General features: G+C 38.3%; 17 protein-coding genes. 12 read left to right on the forward strand and 5 right to left on the reverse strand.

All coding sequences use genetic code 11. The annotated features are described in order from the left end of the window. Window positions 1-54 precede the first annotated feature (54 nt). The 7 genes from CLV96_RS14920 (at window position 55) to CLV96_RS14950 (ending at window position 6186) form a co-directional block, all read left to right on the forward strand. Window positions 55-360 (forward strand): HU family DNA-binding protein, encoded by a 306-nt coding sequence (locus CLV96_RS14920; RefSeq protein ID WP_004788037.1) that lies wholly within the window; start codon window positions 55-57, stop codon window positions 358-360. A gap of 41 nt (window positions 361-401) precedes the next feature. Next, the gene (locus CLV96_RS14925; RefSeq protein WP_035983540.1) at window positions 402-854 is read left to right on the forward strand and encodes a hypothetical protein; all 453 of its coding nucleotides are present in this window, start codon (window positions 402-404) and stop codon (window positions 852-854) included. Window positions 855-938: 84 nt separating this feature from the next. Beyond that, window positions 939-2555: an FAD-binding oxidoreductase gene (locus CLV96_RS14930; protein ID WP_134152031.1), complete on the forward strand. Its 1617-nt coding sequence runs from the start codon at window positions 939-941 to the stop codon at window positions 2553-2555. Next, window positions 2555-3193 (forward strand): TetR/AcrR family transcriptional regulator, encoded by a 639-nt coding sequence (locus CLV96_RS14935; protein ID WP_004788153.1) that lies wholly within the window; start codon window positions 2555-2557, stop codon window positions 3191-3193. The genes CLV96_RS14930 and CLV96_RS14935 overlap by 1 nt, the downstream gene beginning before the upstream one ends. Continuing rightward, a complete protein-coding gene (locus CLV96_RS14940) occupies window positions 3193-4119 on the forward strand; it encodes a diacylglycerol/lipid kinase family protein (protein ID WP_004787955.1) in 927 nt (308 codons plus the stop codon). Before CLV96_RS14935 ends, CLV96_RS14940 begins: the two co-directional genes overlap by 1 nt. 4 nt (window positions 4120-4123) lie before the next feature. Then, entirely contained in the window at window positions 4124-5764 is a 1641-nt protein-coding gene (locus CLV96_RS14945; RefSeq protein ID WP_004788028.1) for a glycerol-3-phosphate dehydrogenase/oxidase, read from the forward strand. Further along, window positions 5764-6186 (forward strand): acyl-CoA thioesterase, encoded by a 423-nt coding sequence (locus CLV96_RS14950; RefSeq protein WP_004788084.1) that lies wholly within the window; start codon window positions 5764-5766, stop codon window positions 6184-6186. The genes CLV96_RS14945 and CLV96_RS14950 overlap by 1 nt, the downstream gene beginning before the upstream one ends. Here the strand turns inward: CLV96_RS14950 and CLV96_RS14955 are convergent. Continuing rightward, complete coding sequence (locus CLV96_RS14955) at window positions 6179-7168, reverse strand: P-loop NTPase family protein (protein WP_004788120.1); 990 nt, start codon at window positions 7166-7168, stop codon at window positions 6179-6181. The two genes, CLV96_RS14950 and CLV96_RS14955, sit on opposite strands and share 8 nt — an antisense overlap. Window positions 7169-7269: 101 nt before the next feature. Beyond that, on the reverse strand, window positions 7270-9288 hold the full coding sequence (locus CLV96_RS14960; protein WP_004788020.1) for a protein meaA: 2019 nt from the start codon (window positions 9286-9288) through the stop codon (window positions 7270-7272). A 101-nt stretch (window positions 9289-9389) separates the two neighbouring features. Between CLV96_RS14960 and CLV96_RS14965 the strand changes: the two genes are divergently transcribed. Further along, entirely contained in the window at window positions 9390-10721 is a 1332-nt protein-coding gene (locus CLV96_RS14965; protein WP_004787888.1) for a hypothetical protein, read from the forward strand. 6 nt (window positions 10722-10727) lie between these two features. Here the strand turns inward: CLV96_RS14965 and CLV96_RS14970 are convergent, their stop codons facing one another. From CLV96_RS14970 to CLV96_RS14980, 3 genes are all read right to left on the reverse strand, one after another. Continuing rightward, window positions 10728-11363 (reverse strand): lytic transglycosylase domain-containing protein, encoded by a 636-nt coding sequence (locus tag CLV96_RS14970; protein ID WP_004787945.1) that lies wholly within the window; start codon window positions 11361-11363, stop codon window positions 10728-10730. Between the two features lie 51 nt (window positions 11364-11414). After that, entirely contained in the window at window positions 11415-11798 is a 384-nt protein-coding gene (locus CLV96_RS14975; protein ID WP_004788074.1) for a response regulator, read from the reverse strand. 66 nt (window positions 11799-11864) lie between these two features. Beyond that, window positions 11865-13268: an aspartate ammonia-lyase gene (locus tag CLV96_RS14980; RefSeq protein WP_004788149.1), complete on the reverse strand. Its 1404-nt coding sequence runs from the start codon at window positions 13266-13268 to the stop codon at window positions 11865-11867. Window positions 13269-13333: 65 nt separating this feature from the next. Between CLV96_RS14980 and CLV96_RS14985 the strand changes: the two genes are divergently transcribed. The 4 genes from CLV96_RS14985 to CLV96_RS15000 all read left to right on the forward strand — a co-directional run bounded on the left by CLV96_RS14985 (window position 13334) and on the right by CLV96_RS15000 (window position 15429). Continuing rightward, complete coding sequence (locus tag CLV96_RS14985; protein WP_208325418.1) at window positions 13334-13690, forward strand: hypothetical protein; 357 nt, start codon at window positions 13334-13336, stop codon at window positions 13688-13690. 36 nt (window positions 13691-13726) lie between these two features. Next, entirely contained in the window at window positions 13727-14407 is a 681-nt protein-coding gene (locus tag CLV96_RS14990) for an SH3 domain-containing protein (protein ID WP_004788111.1), read from the forward strand. A gap of 92 nt (window positions 14408-14499) precedes the next feature. Beyond that, on the forward strand, window positions 14500-14880 hold the full coding sequence (locus CLV96_RS14995; protein ID WP_004788137.1) for a TIGR04452 family lipoprotein: 381 nt from the start codon (window positions 14500-14502) through the stop codon (window positions 14878-14880). Between the two features lie 96 nt (window positions 14881-14976). Continuing rightward, window positions 14977-15429 carry a Spy/CpxP family protein refolding chaperone gene (locus CLV96_RS15000; protein ID WP_004787927.1) on the forward strand — a complete coding sequence of 151 codons (453 nt, stop codon included), beginning with the start codon at window positions 14977-14979 and terminating at the stop codon, window positions 15427-15429. The last annotated feature ends 1 nt before the right edge of the window (window position 15430 follow it).

Raw genomic sequence — 15430 nt, forward strand, 5'->3', positions numbered from 1 at the left:
TGTAGTTTTGTAAATAATGTGTAACCGTTAAATGGTTTAGAGGAAAATCAAAGTATGGCAACAACTCCTACCCCAATGAAGAAGTCCGAAATGCTCAGCGAACTCGCTGAAACAACTGGTATGACCAAAAAGAACGTAGCAGCGTTCCTAGACTCCTTTGTTGAACTTGCTTATAAAGAAACTAAGAAAAACGGCGCATTTGTGATCCCTGGTTTAGGAAAACTTGTTAAACGCAATCGTCCTAAACGTAAAGGTAGAAACCCTGCAACTGGTGAAGCAATTGTGATCCCTGCTAAAACTGTTGTTAAATTCACATTATCTAAGACTTGTAAAGACGCAGTTGTGCCTCCTAAAAAATAAATTAGTTTGTGAACCCAGGTGGAAAACCTCCTGGGTATTATATGGATAAAAAACCTTATCCTTTTTTGCCTTTCGAAGATTCTCTCGTAGGAGAGAAAATTCTTCTTGTTTGGCAAGAAAGTCATCATTCGGAAAAAAATTTAAAAGAACATTTGTTGAAAGCACTGGATCTTACAGAAGATCAGATTGTTTTTACTCCTAATGCCATTAAACAAAAGTTAATGGTCTCTTTCCCAACTGAGATTCGTAACTTTATTGATCAGAAAAATCCTTCTCAAATAACAGAACTGTTGTTAACAATTGCGAAAGGTAAATCCAAAGTATATCCTTCACCTGCACTTGATATCACCTTTGAGCTGATAGAATGGATTCTCACAGGATTTGATTTGGATGATGTATTGGTGGAAACCTTATCTGCATTATTCGGAACACAATTAAACAATGTATTTGTTGACCAAGTAAGAGCGGAATACATCAAAGAACTTAGAGGTTAAAGTTTTTTTAAAGAAGGGTTATTTTGGTTGTCAAACATTGAACTTAGTTCAAATTTTGGACAAATAAGGACTTTGGTTACCAATATGCAAACTCGTAATATTTATAAATGGGGCTCTCCTGAAGTAGAAGAAAAACTGCCCGAACATACTTTGAAATTTTTGGAAGAGCAGTTCCCTGTTGATAAAGAGTTCAAAGCTTCTCTGCCAAAAGGAGAACTTCCACTTAACTCCTTAAAAAAATCTAAACTTTCGCAAGCGACTATCACAAAACTAAAACAAATTGTTGGGAAAGACTATGTTTTGTTAGATAATTCATCTCGTGCTAGACATTCTATCGGAAAGTTCTATACAGAAATTTATAGAGCAAGATTCGGTGAAGTTTCGGATGTAGTCGATGTGGTAGTTTCTCCTAAAAATGAAGCGGAAGTTATTGAGGTCATTGCTCTCGCCAACGCAGGCAAAATTCCTGTGATTCCTTACGGGGCAGGCTCTACAGTTACAAAAGCATTACAGGCTCCTAAAGGTGGAATTTCTTTAGATTTATCTCGTTTGAATCGTATCATCGAGTTTAATGCAATTGATTCGACAGTAACTGTAGAAGCGGGAGTTTATGGACCTGTTCTAGAAAAACATTTAAATGAACGCGGTTATACTTGTGGCCATTTTCCACAATCATTCGAATTCTCAACAGTCGGCGGTTGGATCGCAGCCAAAGGTGCAGGGCAAGCATCCACTGGTTACGGGAAAATTGAAGATATACTTCTTAGTCTAACGGCGATTACTCCTTCTGGTAAGTTTGAATCAAAGGCATATCCCGCAGCATCTATCGGCCCAGATTTATTTCGACTGTTTCTTGGAACGGAAGGAAGTTTCGGTGTCATCACAAAAGCAACATTAAAAATTCGCAAATTCCATCCAGAAAATTCTGCAAAAGGTTCCTTCATTTTTAAAAACTTTGAAAAAGCCGTAGAAACAATGCGGGATGTGATGCAAGCCGGATTTGGAAAACCTCATTTCTTTCGTATCCAAGATCCAGAAGAAACGGACATCTCATTTCATATGAGCGGACTTCATGGTGGAAAAGAGGATTTATTTTTGCGGTTCATTGGATACAAACCGATGGAACGGTCTCTTATGCATATCATTGTTGATGGTGATCCATCGTATGCAAAGGAAGTATTAAAAAAGATCAAAAAAATAGCAAAAAGGAATGGTGGATTTTCAACCGGAGAATCTCCCGTAAACAAATGGTTACACCAAAGATATTCTAGTGCATATCTCAGAGATTATTTGATGGATGAAGGGATTCGAATTGATACTTTAGAGACTGCGGTTAGTTGGTCAAACTTACATGAGTTATGGGAGAAAACGAGAGCATATATAAAAAGCCACGAAAACACATCTTGTATGGTTCATATTTCTCATGCCTATGAAAATGGAGCTAACCTGTATTTTATATTTTTAAGTCCTATAAAAGGGAAAAACGAAATTACAGATTTTGTAAAATTTCATAAAGGAATCATCGACAGTATTCATAAACATGGAGGATCGCTTTCCCATCATCATGGAATTGGAAGGATGTTATCTCCTTGGATGGAAGGGGAAGTTGGTAAAGAGGGACTTCGTATTTTATCTTCTATTAAAAAAACTTTTGATCCAAAAGGAATCATGAACCCGGGTGGATTGTTAGGATTGAAATAATGGGTGTTTCTGAAAGGAAAAAACGCGAATTCGCTCAAAGAGAAACAGACATTCTCAACTGTGCAATTGAGCTCTTTAGAACCAAACATCCATCTTTAGTCAAAATGGATGACATTGCGAAACAATTGGAGATAGGCCGTGGAACCATTTATCTCCATTTTAAAAGTAAAGATGATTTGATGGCACGAATTCAATATGAAGATTATGTTCGTTTGCGCAAACGTTTAGAAAAGGCTTTAGAAGAACACTCTGCCATTGAAATGTCTAGAAAGGCAATTAGGGCATACATTGATCACTGCTTGGGGGATCGGCATATGTATCTTGTTGCCAGACAATGTGGTGTTAATTTAAATATTAACAACGTTTCCGGAGATATGAGCCAGTTATTAACTGAAGAAAGAACCAATCGTTTGACACTATTAGAAAAAATCTATAAACAAGCAAAACAAGAAAACCTAATTAATACAAGAGGAACTTATCCCAATGTGGCTGTTGCATGGGGGATGATTCGTGGTGCAGTAGAAGTGATTTTGGATGGTCATTTTCAAAATGAGATTAAAAGCGAAAAAACTTATTTAGAAACAATTGAACATGTATTATTCTATGGGCTATTTTCTGGGAATAAAGGAGAGACTTGATGAGAAAGATGAAAGTGATTATTAATCCGGTATCGGGTGGAGGTCTTTCTGCAAAAGTCTGGAAAAAAGTTGAGCCAGAGTTAATCAAAAAAGGGATCCCTTATGAGTTTGAAGCAACCACCAAGGAACGTGCAGCACGTGATATTGCAAAAGACGCAGTCAAACAAGGATTTCATTGGATTGTAGGCATTGGTGGGGATGGAACTTTTTCGAACGTAATTAATGGTCTATTTGAAAATGGAAAGTTAATTCATAAAAATGTTATTTTTAGTCCTATCCCAGCTGGTCGTGGAAACGATTTTATCAAGACAGTCAAAGTCCCAAAAAATCCCATCAAGGCTTTGGAACAAATCCTAAATGGAAAAGAAAGGATCATTGATTTGATTGCAGTCACTTACACAAAAGCAGACAAAACCAAAGGGAATTACCTATGTTTGAATTTGGCTGATTTTGGAATGGGCGGTGAAGTTGTTTATAAAGTCAATCGGTCAAAATTGGCTCATATCATTGGAGGGAAGGGAGTATTTTTATTATATTCGATACTAGGTTTATTCACTTATACCAACAAAAAAATAACTCTCACACTATCCAAATTTGAAAAAATTACGAACAAATGTAGGTTGATCGTTTGTGCTAATGGAGAGTATGCGGGTGGTGGGATGTGGTTTGCTCCAAAAGCGAAATTGGATGATGGTAAAATGGATTTACTTGCCATCCAAGACGTAACAGTAACGGAAACTCTTCGAAAGTTTGGTTATTTATACCGTGGAAAATTATCTGAAGATTCGAAAGTCATTTCAAAACAGATCACAGAACTAACTGCAGAATCGGACGAAGATGTTTTTATTGATGTAGATGGCGAAAATATGGGGCAACTTCCCGCTCATTTCAAAGTTTTGCCAAACGTACTTCCTATCAAATGTTAAACCCATGAAACAAAATACAAAAAAAGAAAATTCCAGACTTGGTCACATAAAATCTGAATACGACATCATCATTATTGGTGGGGGGATTACCGGTGCGAATGTTCTCTGGGATGCAACCCTTCGCGGATATAATTGCCTTTTAGTAGAAAAAAATGATTATGCTTCCGGCACAAGCCAAGCCACTTCTAAACTCATTCATGGTGGACTTAGGTATTTAAAAAATCTTGAGTTTGGACTTGTGCGTGAGTCACTTTCGGAAAGAAGATATCTTGCCAAAATTTCTCCTCATGCCGTTCGGCCAATGGGATTTATCATCCCCATTCGATCCATATTTCAAAGAGTTCTTTTGTTCTTTGGAATGGAGCTATACAATGCTCTTTCTTTTGATCGTAACCAGGAGATTGATGCCGATGTCCAACTTCCTAGATATCGATGGAATTCGTTAGGAGAAACCATTTATAAGGTATTAGGACTGGATCGAAAGTCTTTAAAAGGGAGTTTTCAATATTATGATTATGCGAACCCCAATCCTGAAAAACATACAACCGAATTTATCTTATCTGCGAAAGAAAAAGGAGCTCATGCCTTCAACTATCTTGCAGTCACCACTTTAAGAAAACAAAATAGCGGGGGTTATACGGTAGGTCTCACTGATACCCTTTCCGGCAAAAAGGTCCTTGTTTCCAGTAAGGTAGTTGTGAATTCAGCCGGTCCTTGGGCAGATGTAATTGAATCCATGACAGGAGTCACCGCTGAGAAAAAACTTGTTCGTTCGAAGGGAATTCATGCGGTGGTTCGTAATATTTGTGGAAATGAATGTGCTGTATTATCTAAAAGAGATGGTTCTCATCTTTTTGTCATACCTTGGCGTGGGAAAACCATCATAGGAACCACTGATACTGCTTATGAAGATGATCCTGATGCATTTAAAGTCAAACAATCTGAGCTTGTCGATTTGTTAGATGAAGTGAATTATAGTTTTGGATTTGCGAAGTTAACCTTAAAAGATGTAGACTATTATTACGGTGGCCTTCGTCCTTTGGTAGAAGATCCGGGAAGTACAGAGGGAACTTATTCTGCTTCTAGGAAATCGGAAATCTTTCATTATGAAAACGAAGGATTCCCAGGATTCTTTTCGGCATTAGGTGGGAAATATACGACCAGTCGGGCAGTTGCTGAAAACCTAGTCAATGCCATTGACACTTATACAAAAGGGAAAGAATTTCCCTGTGCCACAAAATTTACACCACTACTAGGGGGAAGATACCAAAGCCTCAAGGAACTAATAAACGAATTACAATTTAAATTTCCAAAAATAGAAGGTGCTAAGTTAGAAACCTTGGCCAAACGCTATGGTAGTGTTACTTGGAAGATTTTATCTTTAGAAGGAAAAGAAACTTATCGGATTCCGAATGGTGAGATCTATTATGAAGAAGAAGTTGAATATATGATAACCCATGAAGATATCTTCCACCTAACGGATTTTTATTTTCGGCGTTCAGGAGTCGGTACAGTGGGAATTCTCGATCCAATAGATAAAACTCGATTGAACAAAAAGATTGCGAAAATTCTTGGTTGGAATGCAGAGAGATTGAAAGAAGAAGAGAAGTTAGTTGATGAAAGATACAAATGGTTTGTTGACTAATGGCTCGAATCTCAATTGATATTCCGGAAAAACAAATATATTCTACAGACCTCAGCGTTCGGATTTCTGATATCAACTTTGCAGGACATCTTGCCCATGATGCCATTTTGACCTTAACCCATGAATGCCGAGCTCGGTTTTTCCACTCACATGGATGGACAGAAATTAATGTGGAAGGGAAGGGGATCGTAGTATCTGATGTTGCAATTGTTTATAAATCGGAAGCCTTTTTCCCAGATGATTTAATGATGCAACTTTTTGTGGACAATGTGTCCACAAAATCTTTAGAAATGATATATGTGATTACGCATAAAAATGGGGGAAAAGAAATCGCTCGGGCCAAAACTGCCATCGTGTTTTTTGATTATACGGAAAGAAAACCATGTCCTATCCCAGAAGTTTTTCTAAAAGCCCTTATTTGATTTTTGTTTGAATCAGAGAAACTATTTTACGTTCTTCTTCCTCATACTTTAGTTTATGAATTCCTCCAAGTGGATTTCGTTTGACCGCCTGGTTCCACTTAGATGATTCCAACTCTTCCCAAATGGAGATTCCCCATCTTCCATATTCATTCCGAATCCACTGAGTGAGTTGGGTGAGCGTTTCTGTATTTTTATCCTTTCGTTTTTGATACTGTAAGATGTATCGTAATAGTTCTTCGATTCCCTTCCGTTTGGTGACCGATGTTTTAAAGATAGGTGGAAGAGACTGATTTGGTAATATGTCTTTGATGAATTCCAAAGTGGATTCTAACATATAATAACTGGAATTTGCCAAGGACTCTTCATCACATTTGTTGATGATAAAGGCTTCTGGAACTTCCATGATTCCGGATTTCATAAACTGCACTTGGTCTCCACCGAGAGGTTGCATCACAAGAAAGGATAAATCTGAAATGAGTGAAACTGAAATTTCATTCTGGCCAATCCCAACTGTTTCCACAAAAACAAAATCAAAAATTCTTCGTAAGAATCGAATGACATGATAAGTATAGGGATTGAGGCCCCCTAGTTCTAGTTGGGAAGGTTGGGATCTAAAATAAATTCGTGTATCCCTTCTTGGTAGAGTGACTCTTGTTCTATCACCAAGGATAGAGCCCCCACTCAGATTGGAAGAAGGGTCAATGGCAACAATGGCCATTTTTTTATCTGGAGCAAAATCTAAAAAAAGTTTACACAACTCACCGAGTAACGAAGATTTGCCGGCACCTGGTGTTCCTGTAATTCCGATGGTAAGTCCTTCTTTTGTATCAGGGTTTTGGAGGGAGAGTTCTTGGAATAAGGACTCGCGAAATTCTAAATTTTTTTCTGTTTCAATCTTTGAAATGATTTTAGCAATCGGATACTTTTCGCCGAGTAGTGCCTCCGATACTAGTTGGGATAATGATTCTTTAGTTTCAATCAAGGGATGTTGCCATTATTAAAGATAAACCAGGTAAGTGAAAACTTCCATTGCAGATTTATAAACTCTACAATGGAAGGGAAATTAGAAACGACTTTCTGTTCTTAAACGAGAGCTGGTTCTATCGTAACGATATCGATGATCTTTTCCATAATCGACATTAGATCATAATCTTTTGGAGTGAAGATTTCGCGAATGCCCATTTTTTTGAGTTCTTCAAAATCGGATTCAGGAATGATCCCTCCAATCACCACAGGGATTTTCGCCTTATAGTGTGCAAGTTCGTCGAACAATTGTTTTACGATTTCTTTGTGAGATCCAGAAAGAATTGAAAGGCCAATTACATTGGCATTTTCTTCCACCGCCGATTGTACGATTTCTTCTGGAGAGAGTCGAATCCCCGAATAAATCACATCAAAACCACTGTGTTTTGCAGAAACGGCAATCATTTCCGCACCGTTGGAATGACCATCAAGTCCTGGCTTTCCCACTACAATTTTTGGTCTATGTCCATTTGCCTTTGTAAAGGCTTCTACTTTCCCGCGAACTGTAGAAACTTTATCGTCCGACAAAAAGAGTTTTTGCCCATCTACACCTGTTGGTGGGTTGTATTCTCCATAGACTTCACGAAGTGCGTCCGCCCATTCCCCTGTAGTGACAAGTGCTTTTGCACATGCTATGGAGAAAGGCATTAGATTTTTTCCATCTTTTGCTGCTTGTTTTAGGTCTTCTAAAGATTTTTTTGCAAGTTCCGCATTTCTGCGAGTTTTTGCTTCTGCAAGAACGTTTAATGTTTGTTCTGCGGATTTAGGGTCTACTTTGAAAATACCACCATCGGAGTCAGTCATGAGTGGAGATTTAATTCCATCGGTCCATTTGTTTTTACCAACAATTACTAGTTCATTGGAATTGATTTTAGAAAGTCTTTCTGTTTGTGATTTCACAAGTTGAGACTTCATATAGCCATTTTCAATTGCAACGAGAGCCCCTCCCATATCAATGATCTTTTGGATTTCAAGTTTGGCTTCTTCTTTCAGAGCTTTGACTTTGGATTCAATGACTTTGGATCCTTCGAAGATGTCTGGGTATTCCAGAAGGTCAGTTTCATAAGCAAGGACTTGTTGCAATCGAAGTGACCACTGTTGATCCCAAGGTCTTGGTAATGATAATGCTTCGTTCCAAGCAGGGAGTTGGAGGGCACGGCATCTTGCATTTCTAGAAAGTGTGACACCAAGTGATTCAATGAGAATCCTCCAGGCATTGTTTTCTGGTTGTTCTTCTGTGAGTCCAAGAGAGTTTACCTGTACCCCATATCGAAATACTCGATATTTTGCAGTTTTTACTTTGTAACGTTCGGTAGTAATCTCTTGCCACATTTCAGTGAAGGCGCGCATTTTGCACATTTCTTCTACAAAACGAATTCCAGCGTTTACAAAGAAGGAAATTCGACCCACACACTGCTCAAATTCATCGTCAGAAAAACAATTTCTTTCTTTGATGGCATCTAACACAGCAATTGCTGTAGCGAGAGCAAAAGAAAGTTCCTGAACGGGAGTGGCTCCCGCTTCTTGTAAATGATAAGAACAAATGTTAGATGGATTCCATTTTGGAATATTGTGTAAACAATACTCGTACATATCGACTATGATCTTCATGGAATCTTTCGGAGGATAAATATAAGTTCCTCGTGCTAAATATTCTTTGATAAGATCGTTTTGAGTGGTTCCGTTTAGTTTTTCCAAAGGAACCCCACGTTCTTCAGCTAGAGCAACATATAGTGAAAGTAACCACATGGAAGTTCCATTGATCGTCATGGAAGTGTTCATCTCTTCGATCGGGATTTGGTCGAATAAAATGCGAAAGTCTTCGAGTGAGTTGATGGGAACTCCCACCTTTCCGATTTCTGGGCGTGATACCTCGTGGTCGGAACTATAACCACACTGTGTGGGGAGATCAAATGCAATGGAAAGCCCTGTTTGGCCTTTAGAAAGGTTCTTTCTGTACAACTCATTGGAGGCTTTTGCATTGGTATGACCTGCATAAGTCCTAAAAATCCACGGTTTGTCAGGTTTTCCCTGTCCATTCTCGTCCACGAGAAGGTAATCTTTTTTTTCGGCGGACATTCTTTGCCTCGTTTTATAAATTCTATGTATAATTGAAAATCTTCTGGAATATTTTCACCTAAAAATTTATACAGGACTAGGCAAATTGAGCCTTTTCCAAGATGCGAGACCCGAAACCTTTTTCACCACTTCCTTTCTTTTTTAGCATCTTATTCTTAAGTTTAGGCTTTGCTCTGTTCTCCTATTTTAGACCTTTCCCCACAACAGAAACCGAATGGGAGTTTTTGGCCAATACCAAGGCCGCTGTGGAAGAGGGGGGACTTGTTTCTTCTCGGGAACCACTTGCCATCTGGTTTGTTGTGGCATGGAAAAAACTCTTCGGGATGAATTATATTCCATCCTTCCTTGTGTTAGCTGGTTTGTTTTACAGTCTTTTCCTTCATTTGTTTATGTTACTGCTTCGTTCAACAGAGTGGAAACGTAACCATTACCTTTTGGTGTATCTGGCAGCCTTTATGCCATTTTCTTACGGATTTCCCACTTCGTATTTTACGGAAACACTTTGCCTTGTATTTTTACTTTTAGTGTTTTTAACATTCCGATTGGAAAAAATGACAGACCTTCTTGTTTTTCCTACGTTTACAGCGTTTGCATTTTTTTCCAGTTTCATTATGTTTTATTTGGGTTTTACCTTCTTTGTGGTTTTTACAGGGATTCGGGGATCAAGGAAAGCTGCCCAAAAAACGTCTGTGTTTTATAAAAAGAAAAATGTTCCATTTTTGTTTTTACTTGGGTATCTTGGGTTTTTTATTCTTTCTCTCATTTACTTTTCTTACACAGATTTTTTTGGACCAAACTCCATTAACTTCTTATTCAAAACTTGGTACACGTCTGGTCTCCTCATCTTTTTGCCACTTGTGGTACTTGGAGTAGGACATGTTTTATTAAAAACAGAAAAAGAATTAAATACCATCACGGCCTCGGTTGTGATCGTTCTGTCCATTGCAGTTTCGATTTACTTTATATTCAAAAATCTAAATGCCTCTGAGAAAGAACCTTGGGAACTCCAATCAAAAAATCTAACGAAAGCCTTTGGGCAAGCTCTCATTTTAAAATCAGATCCCATCTACTTACCAAAAGAATTTTCTTTTGCCTTTTATTTTCAAACGGGAACTAAAACCAGATATATGCGTGAAGAAACGGTAACTGATAAATCTTTTTTGTATGTAGATGGAATTTGGAACCAAGACATCCAATTGGTTCAGAAATCCGGACTCTTTCGAAGAAGTCAGAGAGCATTTGCGATTGTATCCATCAGTGAAGATGATGTTCTCATCCAAAGGGCAACTGCAGAAAAAATTAAAAATGAAAAGAGTTTGAACTTTATTGTGAAAAAGGTGGATGAAGCCTGGGAAGGAACTCCCACAAAACGCCCGTTTGATTTATATACTGCCGGTTTACAGAAAAAATTTGGTTACTTAACTTTCTATTAAAACAGATTACGAACTAAAGTCTTTGTAGTAGCGTTTGACTTTGTTTACGTACTTTTGTGTTTCTTCATATGGCGGAATGCCTTTGTATCGTTTCACTGCCCCAGGACCTGCATTATAAGCGGCGATTGCTTTTTCAGGGTCTTTAAATTCTTTCATTAGCCCCTTTAAAAATTTCACTCCCCCACCAATATTGTCTTCGGGATCAAAGGGGTTGTTCACTCCCAAGGACTCAGCAGTTTCTGGCATCAGCTGCATCAGTCCCATCGCCCCTTTAGGAGAGACAGCCTTTGGTTTGAATCCTGATTCCGCTTTGACCATCGCCTTTACTAGGTTAGGATCCATCCCTTGAGATTTTGCGATTGTATCAATGGTTTCTAAGATATCAGTTGGTTTTGCGATTGTATCGATTTGTTTGGAGGGTGAAAATTTGGGTCTCAGTTCTTCGGGGAAGGGGAGAGAGATTCCATCCTTTTTTTCATTTGCGGCACTTGTGGGAAGGACTTCTTGTGTTTTCGACCGGTTCCATTCCTTTTCTAAAACATCAGGAAAGGAAACCAAAGATTTGGGATTTTCTGAAAGTTTGGATAGGGATTCCATTCGGTTCAAAACAGAAGATACAGAAGGGATATCAGAAAGTTTCACATTTTAAGGATCGACCTGATTTGGAAAAACTGAAGAAAAAAATATGTCTCATTAACCCACTGCCGGGTTGATGGACTGCAAATCTTTCAAAGAAAGTGGTTTTACTAGGTATCCTTTTACATTTTTGAATTCTTCTGATCTGGCCTTGTCTGTTGGATCTATGGAGGAGGTTAAAATGTAGATCGGAAGTTTAGCGTATTTGGGATGTTTGCTGATCGCCCTTAAAAATTCCCATCCATCCATAATGGGCATATTCAAATCTAAAAATAACATATCAGGATCAGCCGAACCAGCGAAGAGGGCATTCAAAGCTTCCTCTCCGTTTTGAAAACCTTTGATTTCGTCTGCAAAGGAAAATTTTTCCATCAAAGTTTTGATGAGAAATGTTGTAATTATATCATCTTCAACTAGGTATACCATACTTAATTGTTTCATAAATTGCAGATAGATCCGAGCGTATTTTTCTGAAAATTTGAAAAGAAAGCAACAAATAAACGAACCCTAAAGTGTATGTGGTGAGGTGAGAATTTCGGGCCTTAGGATCTCTTTCAGTTTTTTTTCTTCTAACAAACCAAGTTCTAGAACTATGGACTCGACGGGTCGATTTTCTAAGAGTGCTTTTTTGGCAACGAGGGTAGCATTTTCATATCCAATGTACGGATTCAAAGCGGTCGCAAGGCCTGCAGAAGTTTTGGCTCGGGATTCAAGCAATTCTCGGTTTGCTGTGATCCCCACAATGCAGTTGAGTTCTAAAGTTTTACATCCAGCAGTTAGATGTTCAATACTTTTAAATAAACTATGGGCAATTATTGGTTCAAAAGCATTCAGTTGCAATTGGCCTGCCTCAGCTGCCAAAGTAATTGTGATGTCGTTCCCAATCACTTCAAATGCAATTTGATTGACCACTTCTGGAATAATTGGGTTTACTTTTCCTGGCATGATAGAAGAGCCTGCAGCCTTTGCTGGCAAATTAATTTCGTTAAATCCTCCTTGTGGGCCGCTGGAAAGTAAACGTAGGTCATTGCATATCTTGGATAACTTAGTCGCAATTCGTTTTAGAACACCAGATAACTGAACAAAGGCGCCTGTGTCCTGTGTAGCTTCAATTAAGTTTGGTGCTGCAATCAAACTTAATCCAGTTTCATTTGATAAAATATCTGTAACAATCTGAGAATAACGAATGTCGGTGTTGATCCCCGTTCCAATCGCTGTAGCACCTAAATTGATTTCTCCGATGAGGGAAGTGGCCTCTTTCAATCGGCTAATATCTTCACCTAACATAACATCGTAAGTGGAAAACTCCTGCCCAAGTGTCATTGGGACTGCATCTTGTAATTGAGTTCTCCCTATCTTTAATATATCTTTGAATTCTTCTGATTTTCTACGGAAAGCCAATTGGAGTTCTTCCATAGCTTTTAGTAAACCTTTCATTGCAAATACTGCAGCTACTTTGATCGAAGTAGGGTAAACGTCGTTTGTACTTTGGGACATATTCACTTCATTTAATGGGTGTAAATGAGAATAGTCTCCTTTGGAAAACCCAGCCATCTCGAGCGCAATGTTTGTGATCACTTCATTGGCATTCATATTCGTGGAAGTTCCGGCTCCTCCTTGGATGACATCGACAACAAACTCCGAATGGAATTCCCCGTTTAGGATTCTGTCGCAGGCCCTTGTAATCATTTGGGTGGTTTCTTTTGTGAGTTGTCCTAACTCTTGGTTTGCTTTTGCTGAAGCTTTTTTGATATAAGCGAGTGCACGAACAAGGTCAGGGTAGGTTCCAATGGTTTTCCCAGTGATAGGATAATTTTCCAAAGCCCGCAAGGTATGGATTCCCCAATAAACTTCAGCGGGGAGATCTCTTTCCCCCAAAAGATCGTGTTCTCTTCGTGTTGCTACTTTCATAAGTTTATAAATTCTCTTGGATAGGACGAAAGATACTCGACCAAATCCAAATGGGAAGAAGATTTATGTTGCCAATGTATAAAATCAGATTTTCTTCCCTTTTTCTTACTTTTCTTATTTGTTTTTCTACGTTAATCGGAAAGGAAAAACAAACTTCTACCGTTCCCTGCAAACAGAAGGAGGAAACCGTAAAAACGATTTTTCAACTTTTACCAGAATCGGAGAGGTCCTGTATGGACATTGCCAAACTGGTTTTGACGGACGAAGATGAGGAGGGTGAGAAGTTAGATAAGGAGTATGCAGAACTTTTTCTAAAGGTATGTGAACTCAAACGGAAAAAACTTTCATTGGATGAAATTCGGGAGAATTTGGGGATAATAAAACAATGCAACATGGCGGCAAATCTCTCGAAAAAGAATTGATTCTTGCAGTGGATGGTATACTTTTTTGCAAGTTTTATGCTAAAATTTCAATTTGTCTTATTGTTTTTTCTGATTCCTACCGTTCTATTGCCTTGTGAACCTTTTACGGCAAAAACTTTGGCACCTATCGATCATTCGGCGAAGGATAAAAGTTTCAACGAATTCAAAACAAAATTTCTAAAGATTCTAAAATCTAAAGATAGAAAAGCCTTAGAAGAGGTAATTGATAAAGAGATTCATTTCTCGTTTGGTGCAGAAGCTGGGAAAAAAGATTTTCTAAAATCATTCCAACTAACAGAAAAACCCTCCACTTCAAATTTTTGGGATTTAATGGAAGAAACTATCAAGTTAGGGTTTCGTCAAAACAAAGAAGGCCAGATGGTGGCTCCTTACTTTTTTGAAACCTTCCCTGGGGACTATGATCCATTCACTCATTACTTGGTCGTTGGAAAGAATGTGAATGTAAGAGAAGATGCTTCAAAAGAATCAAAGTCTATCTCACAGTTAAGTTACCAAATTGTAAGAGCAGAAGCTGATGATTTGGATGGGCGAAGACTAGAAAAAGAGAGTAATTGCAATTGGAAAAAGATTTGTACACCTCAGGGAAAACCTGGATATGTATGTGACAGGTTTTTACGTAGTCCTCTCGACTACAGAGCATTCTTTGAAAAAAAGAAAAACAATTGGTATCTCACTATCTTTATCGTAGGCGATTGACCACTGTTAAATTAACGTATTGTATAGATTTTTCTTGAAACGTAACTAAGGCAGGTTTATATTTGGTGAAACCATTGTTCAAGGAAACATTTATGTTAAAAAAATTACTCTTTGTTGCTTTAGCGTTTTCGCTAACCAATTGCTTGATCTTAAATCCTGCTGGTGCAACGATTGATCGTGAAAAAGGGTCTGTTGTCGCTTCCAGGATTACGGATGCTGCCATCCAAACAGACCTCATCAACTCAACTGTATTAGCAGGAAGGGCTAGTGTTTCGATTCTCAGTTTGCTTGCTTCTGACATTGCAAATATTGATGCTGCAAAATACTATGTCAAAGCAGATGTGGATCAGTGTGTTAACGACATCCAAGGTTTTAAAGGATTCTTACTTGGATCTACAATCACAAATATCATTTCTTGCCAAGACTTAAAAACTGATGGTTACTTTACTGGAGATCCGTTCCCTAGTTTCTAATTAAAAAAAACAAATTCCCTGCCTCTTTTTTCTTGGGGTAGGGAACTCTCTCTCCCTCTTTCGGGTCATATTCACCAAACAAACAAGGAAGGTTTTATGATCTCTCTGAAAAAAACATTCAAAATTGTTACAACAATTGGTCTTGTATCGGTGATGGCATTCGCTTTTGGTAATTGCCGTGGACATAAAGATTTCGAAAAAAGAATCGAATGGGTTGCTTCTAAACTCACGTCTAAACTTGATTTAGATGATGCTCAAAAAGCAAAACTAGAAACCATTAAAGCCGAACTCATTGCCAAACACAAGGAAATGAAACCAAAACATGAATCTTGGGCCAAAGAAATGGCAACACAGATTCGTGCAGAAAAAATTGATACGAAGTTGTTGGATAAAATGAGTATCGAAAGAGAAACACGCCACCAAGAAATGCGTAAGTTTTTCCAATCAAAACTCGTAGAATTCCATGCGGTTTTAAAGCCAGAACAAAGGGAGAAGTTTGCTGATCTAGTGGAACGTTTTGCAAGTCGTCACCAACCACCGGAAGAATAAA

The organism is Leptospira meyeri, assembly GCF_004368965.1.
GTDB lineage: Bacteria > Spirochaetota > Leptospiria > Leptospirales > Leptospiraceae > Leptospira_A > Leptospira_A meyeri.

What these genes read in the sequence shown, in the direction of transcription:
- CLV96_RS14945 (WP_004788028.1), top strand. Translation starts at nt 4,124, where the DNA reads ATGAAACAAAATACAAAAAAAGAAAATTCCAGACTTGGTCACATAAAA.
- CLV96_RS14960 (WP_004788020.1), bottom strand. Translation starts at nt 9,288, where the DNA reads ATGTCCGCCGAAAAAAAAGATTACCTTCTCGTGGACGAGAATGGACAG.
- CLV96_RS14990 (WP_004788111.1), top strand. Translation starts at nt 13,727, where the DNA reads ATGCTAAAATTTCAATTTGTCTTATTGTTTTTTCTGATTCCTACCGTT.
- CLV96_RS14920 (WP_004788037.1), top strand. Translation starts at nt 55, where the DNA reads ATGGCAACAACTCCTACCCCAATGAAGAAGTCCGAAATGCTCAGCGAA.
- CLV96_RS14965 (WP_004787888.1), top strand. Translation starts at nt 9,390, where the DNA reads ATGCGAGACCCGAAACCTTTTTCACCACTTCCTTTCTTTTTTAGCATC.
- CLV96_RS14925 (WP_035983540.1), top strand. Translation starts at nt 402, where the DNA reads ATGGATAAAAAACCTTATCCTTTTTTGCCTTTCGAAGATTCTCTCGTA.
- CLV96_RS14995 (WP_004788137.1), top strand. Translation starts at nt 14,500, where the DNA reads ATGTTAAAAAAATTACTCTTTGTTGCTTTAGCGTTTTCGCTAACCAAT.
- CLV96_RS15000 (WP_004787927.1), top strand. Translation starts at nt 14,977, where the DNA reads ATGATCTCTCTGAAAAAAACATTCAAAATTGTTACAACAATTGGTCTT.
- CLV96_RS14940 (WP_004787955.1), top strand. Translation starts at nt 3,193, where the DNA reads ATGAGAAAGATGAAAGTGATTATTAATCCGGTATCGGGTGGAGGTCTT.
- CLV96_RS14930 (WP_134152031.1), top strand. Translation starts at nt 939, where the DNA reads ATGCAAACTCGTAATATTTATAAATGGGGCTCTCCTGAAGTAGAAGAA.
- CLV96_RS14975 (WP_004788074.1), bottom strand. Translation starts at nt 11,798, where the DNA reads ATGAAACAATTAAGTATGGTATACCTAGTTGAAGATGATATAATTACA.
- CLV96_RS14935 (WP_004788153.1), top strand. Translation starts at nt 2,555, where the DNA reads ATGGGTGTTTCTGAAAGGAAAAAACGCGAATTCGCTCAAAGAGAAACA.
- CLV96_RS14980 (WP_004788149.1), bottom strand. Translation starts at nt 13,268, where the DNA reads ATGAAAGTAGCAACACGAAGAGAACACGATCTTTTGGGGGAAAGAGAT.
- CLV96_RS14950 (WP_004788084.1), top strand. Translation starts at nt 5,764, where the DNA reads ATGGCTCGAATCTCAATTGATATTCCGGAAAAACAAATATATTCTACA.
- CLV96_RS14985 (WP_208325418.1), top strand. Translation starts at nt 13,334, where the DNA reads ATGTTGCCAATGTATAAAATCAGATTTTCTTCCCTTTTTCTTACTTTT.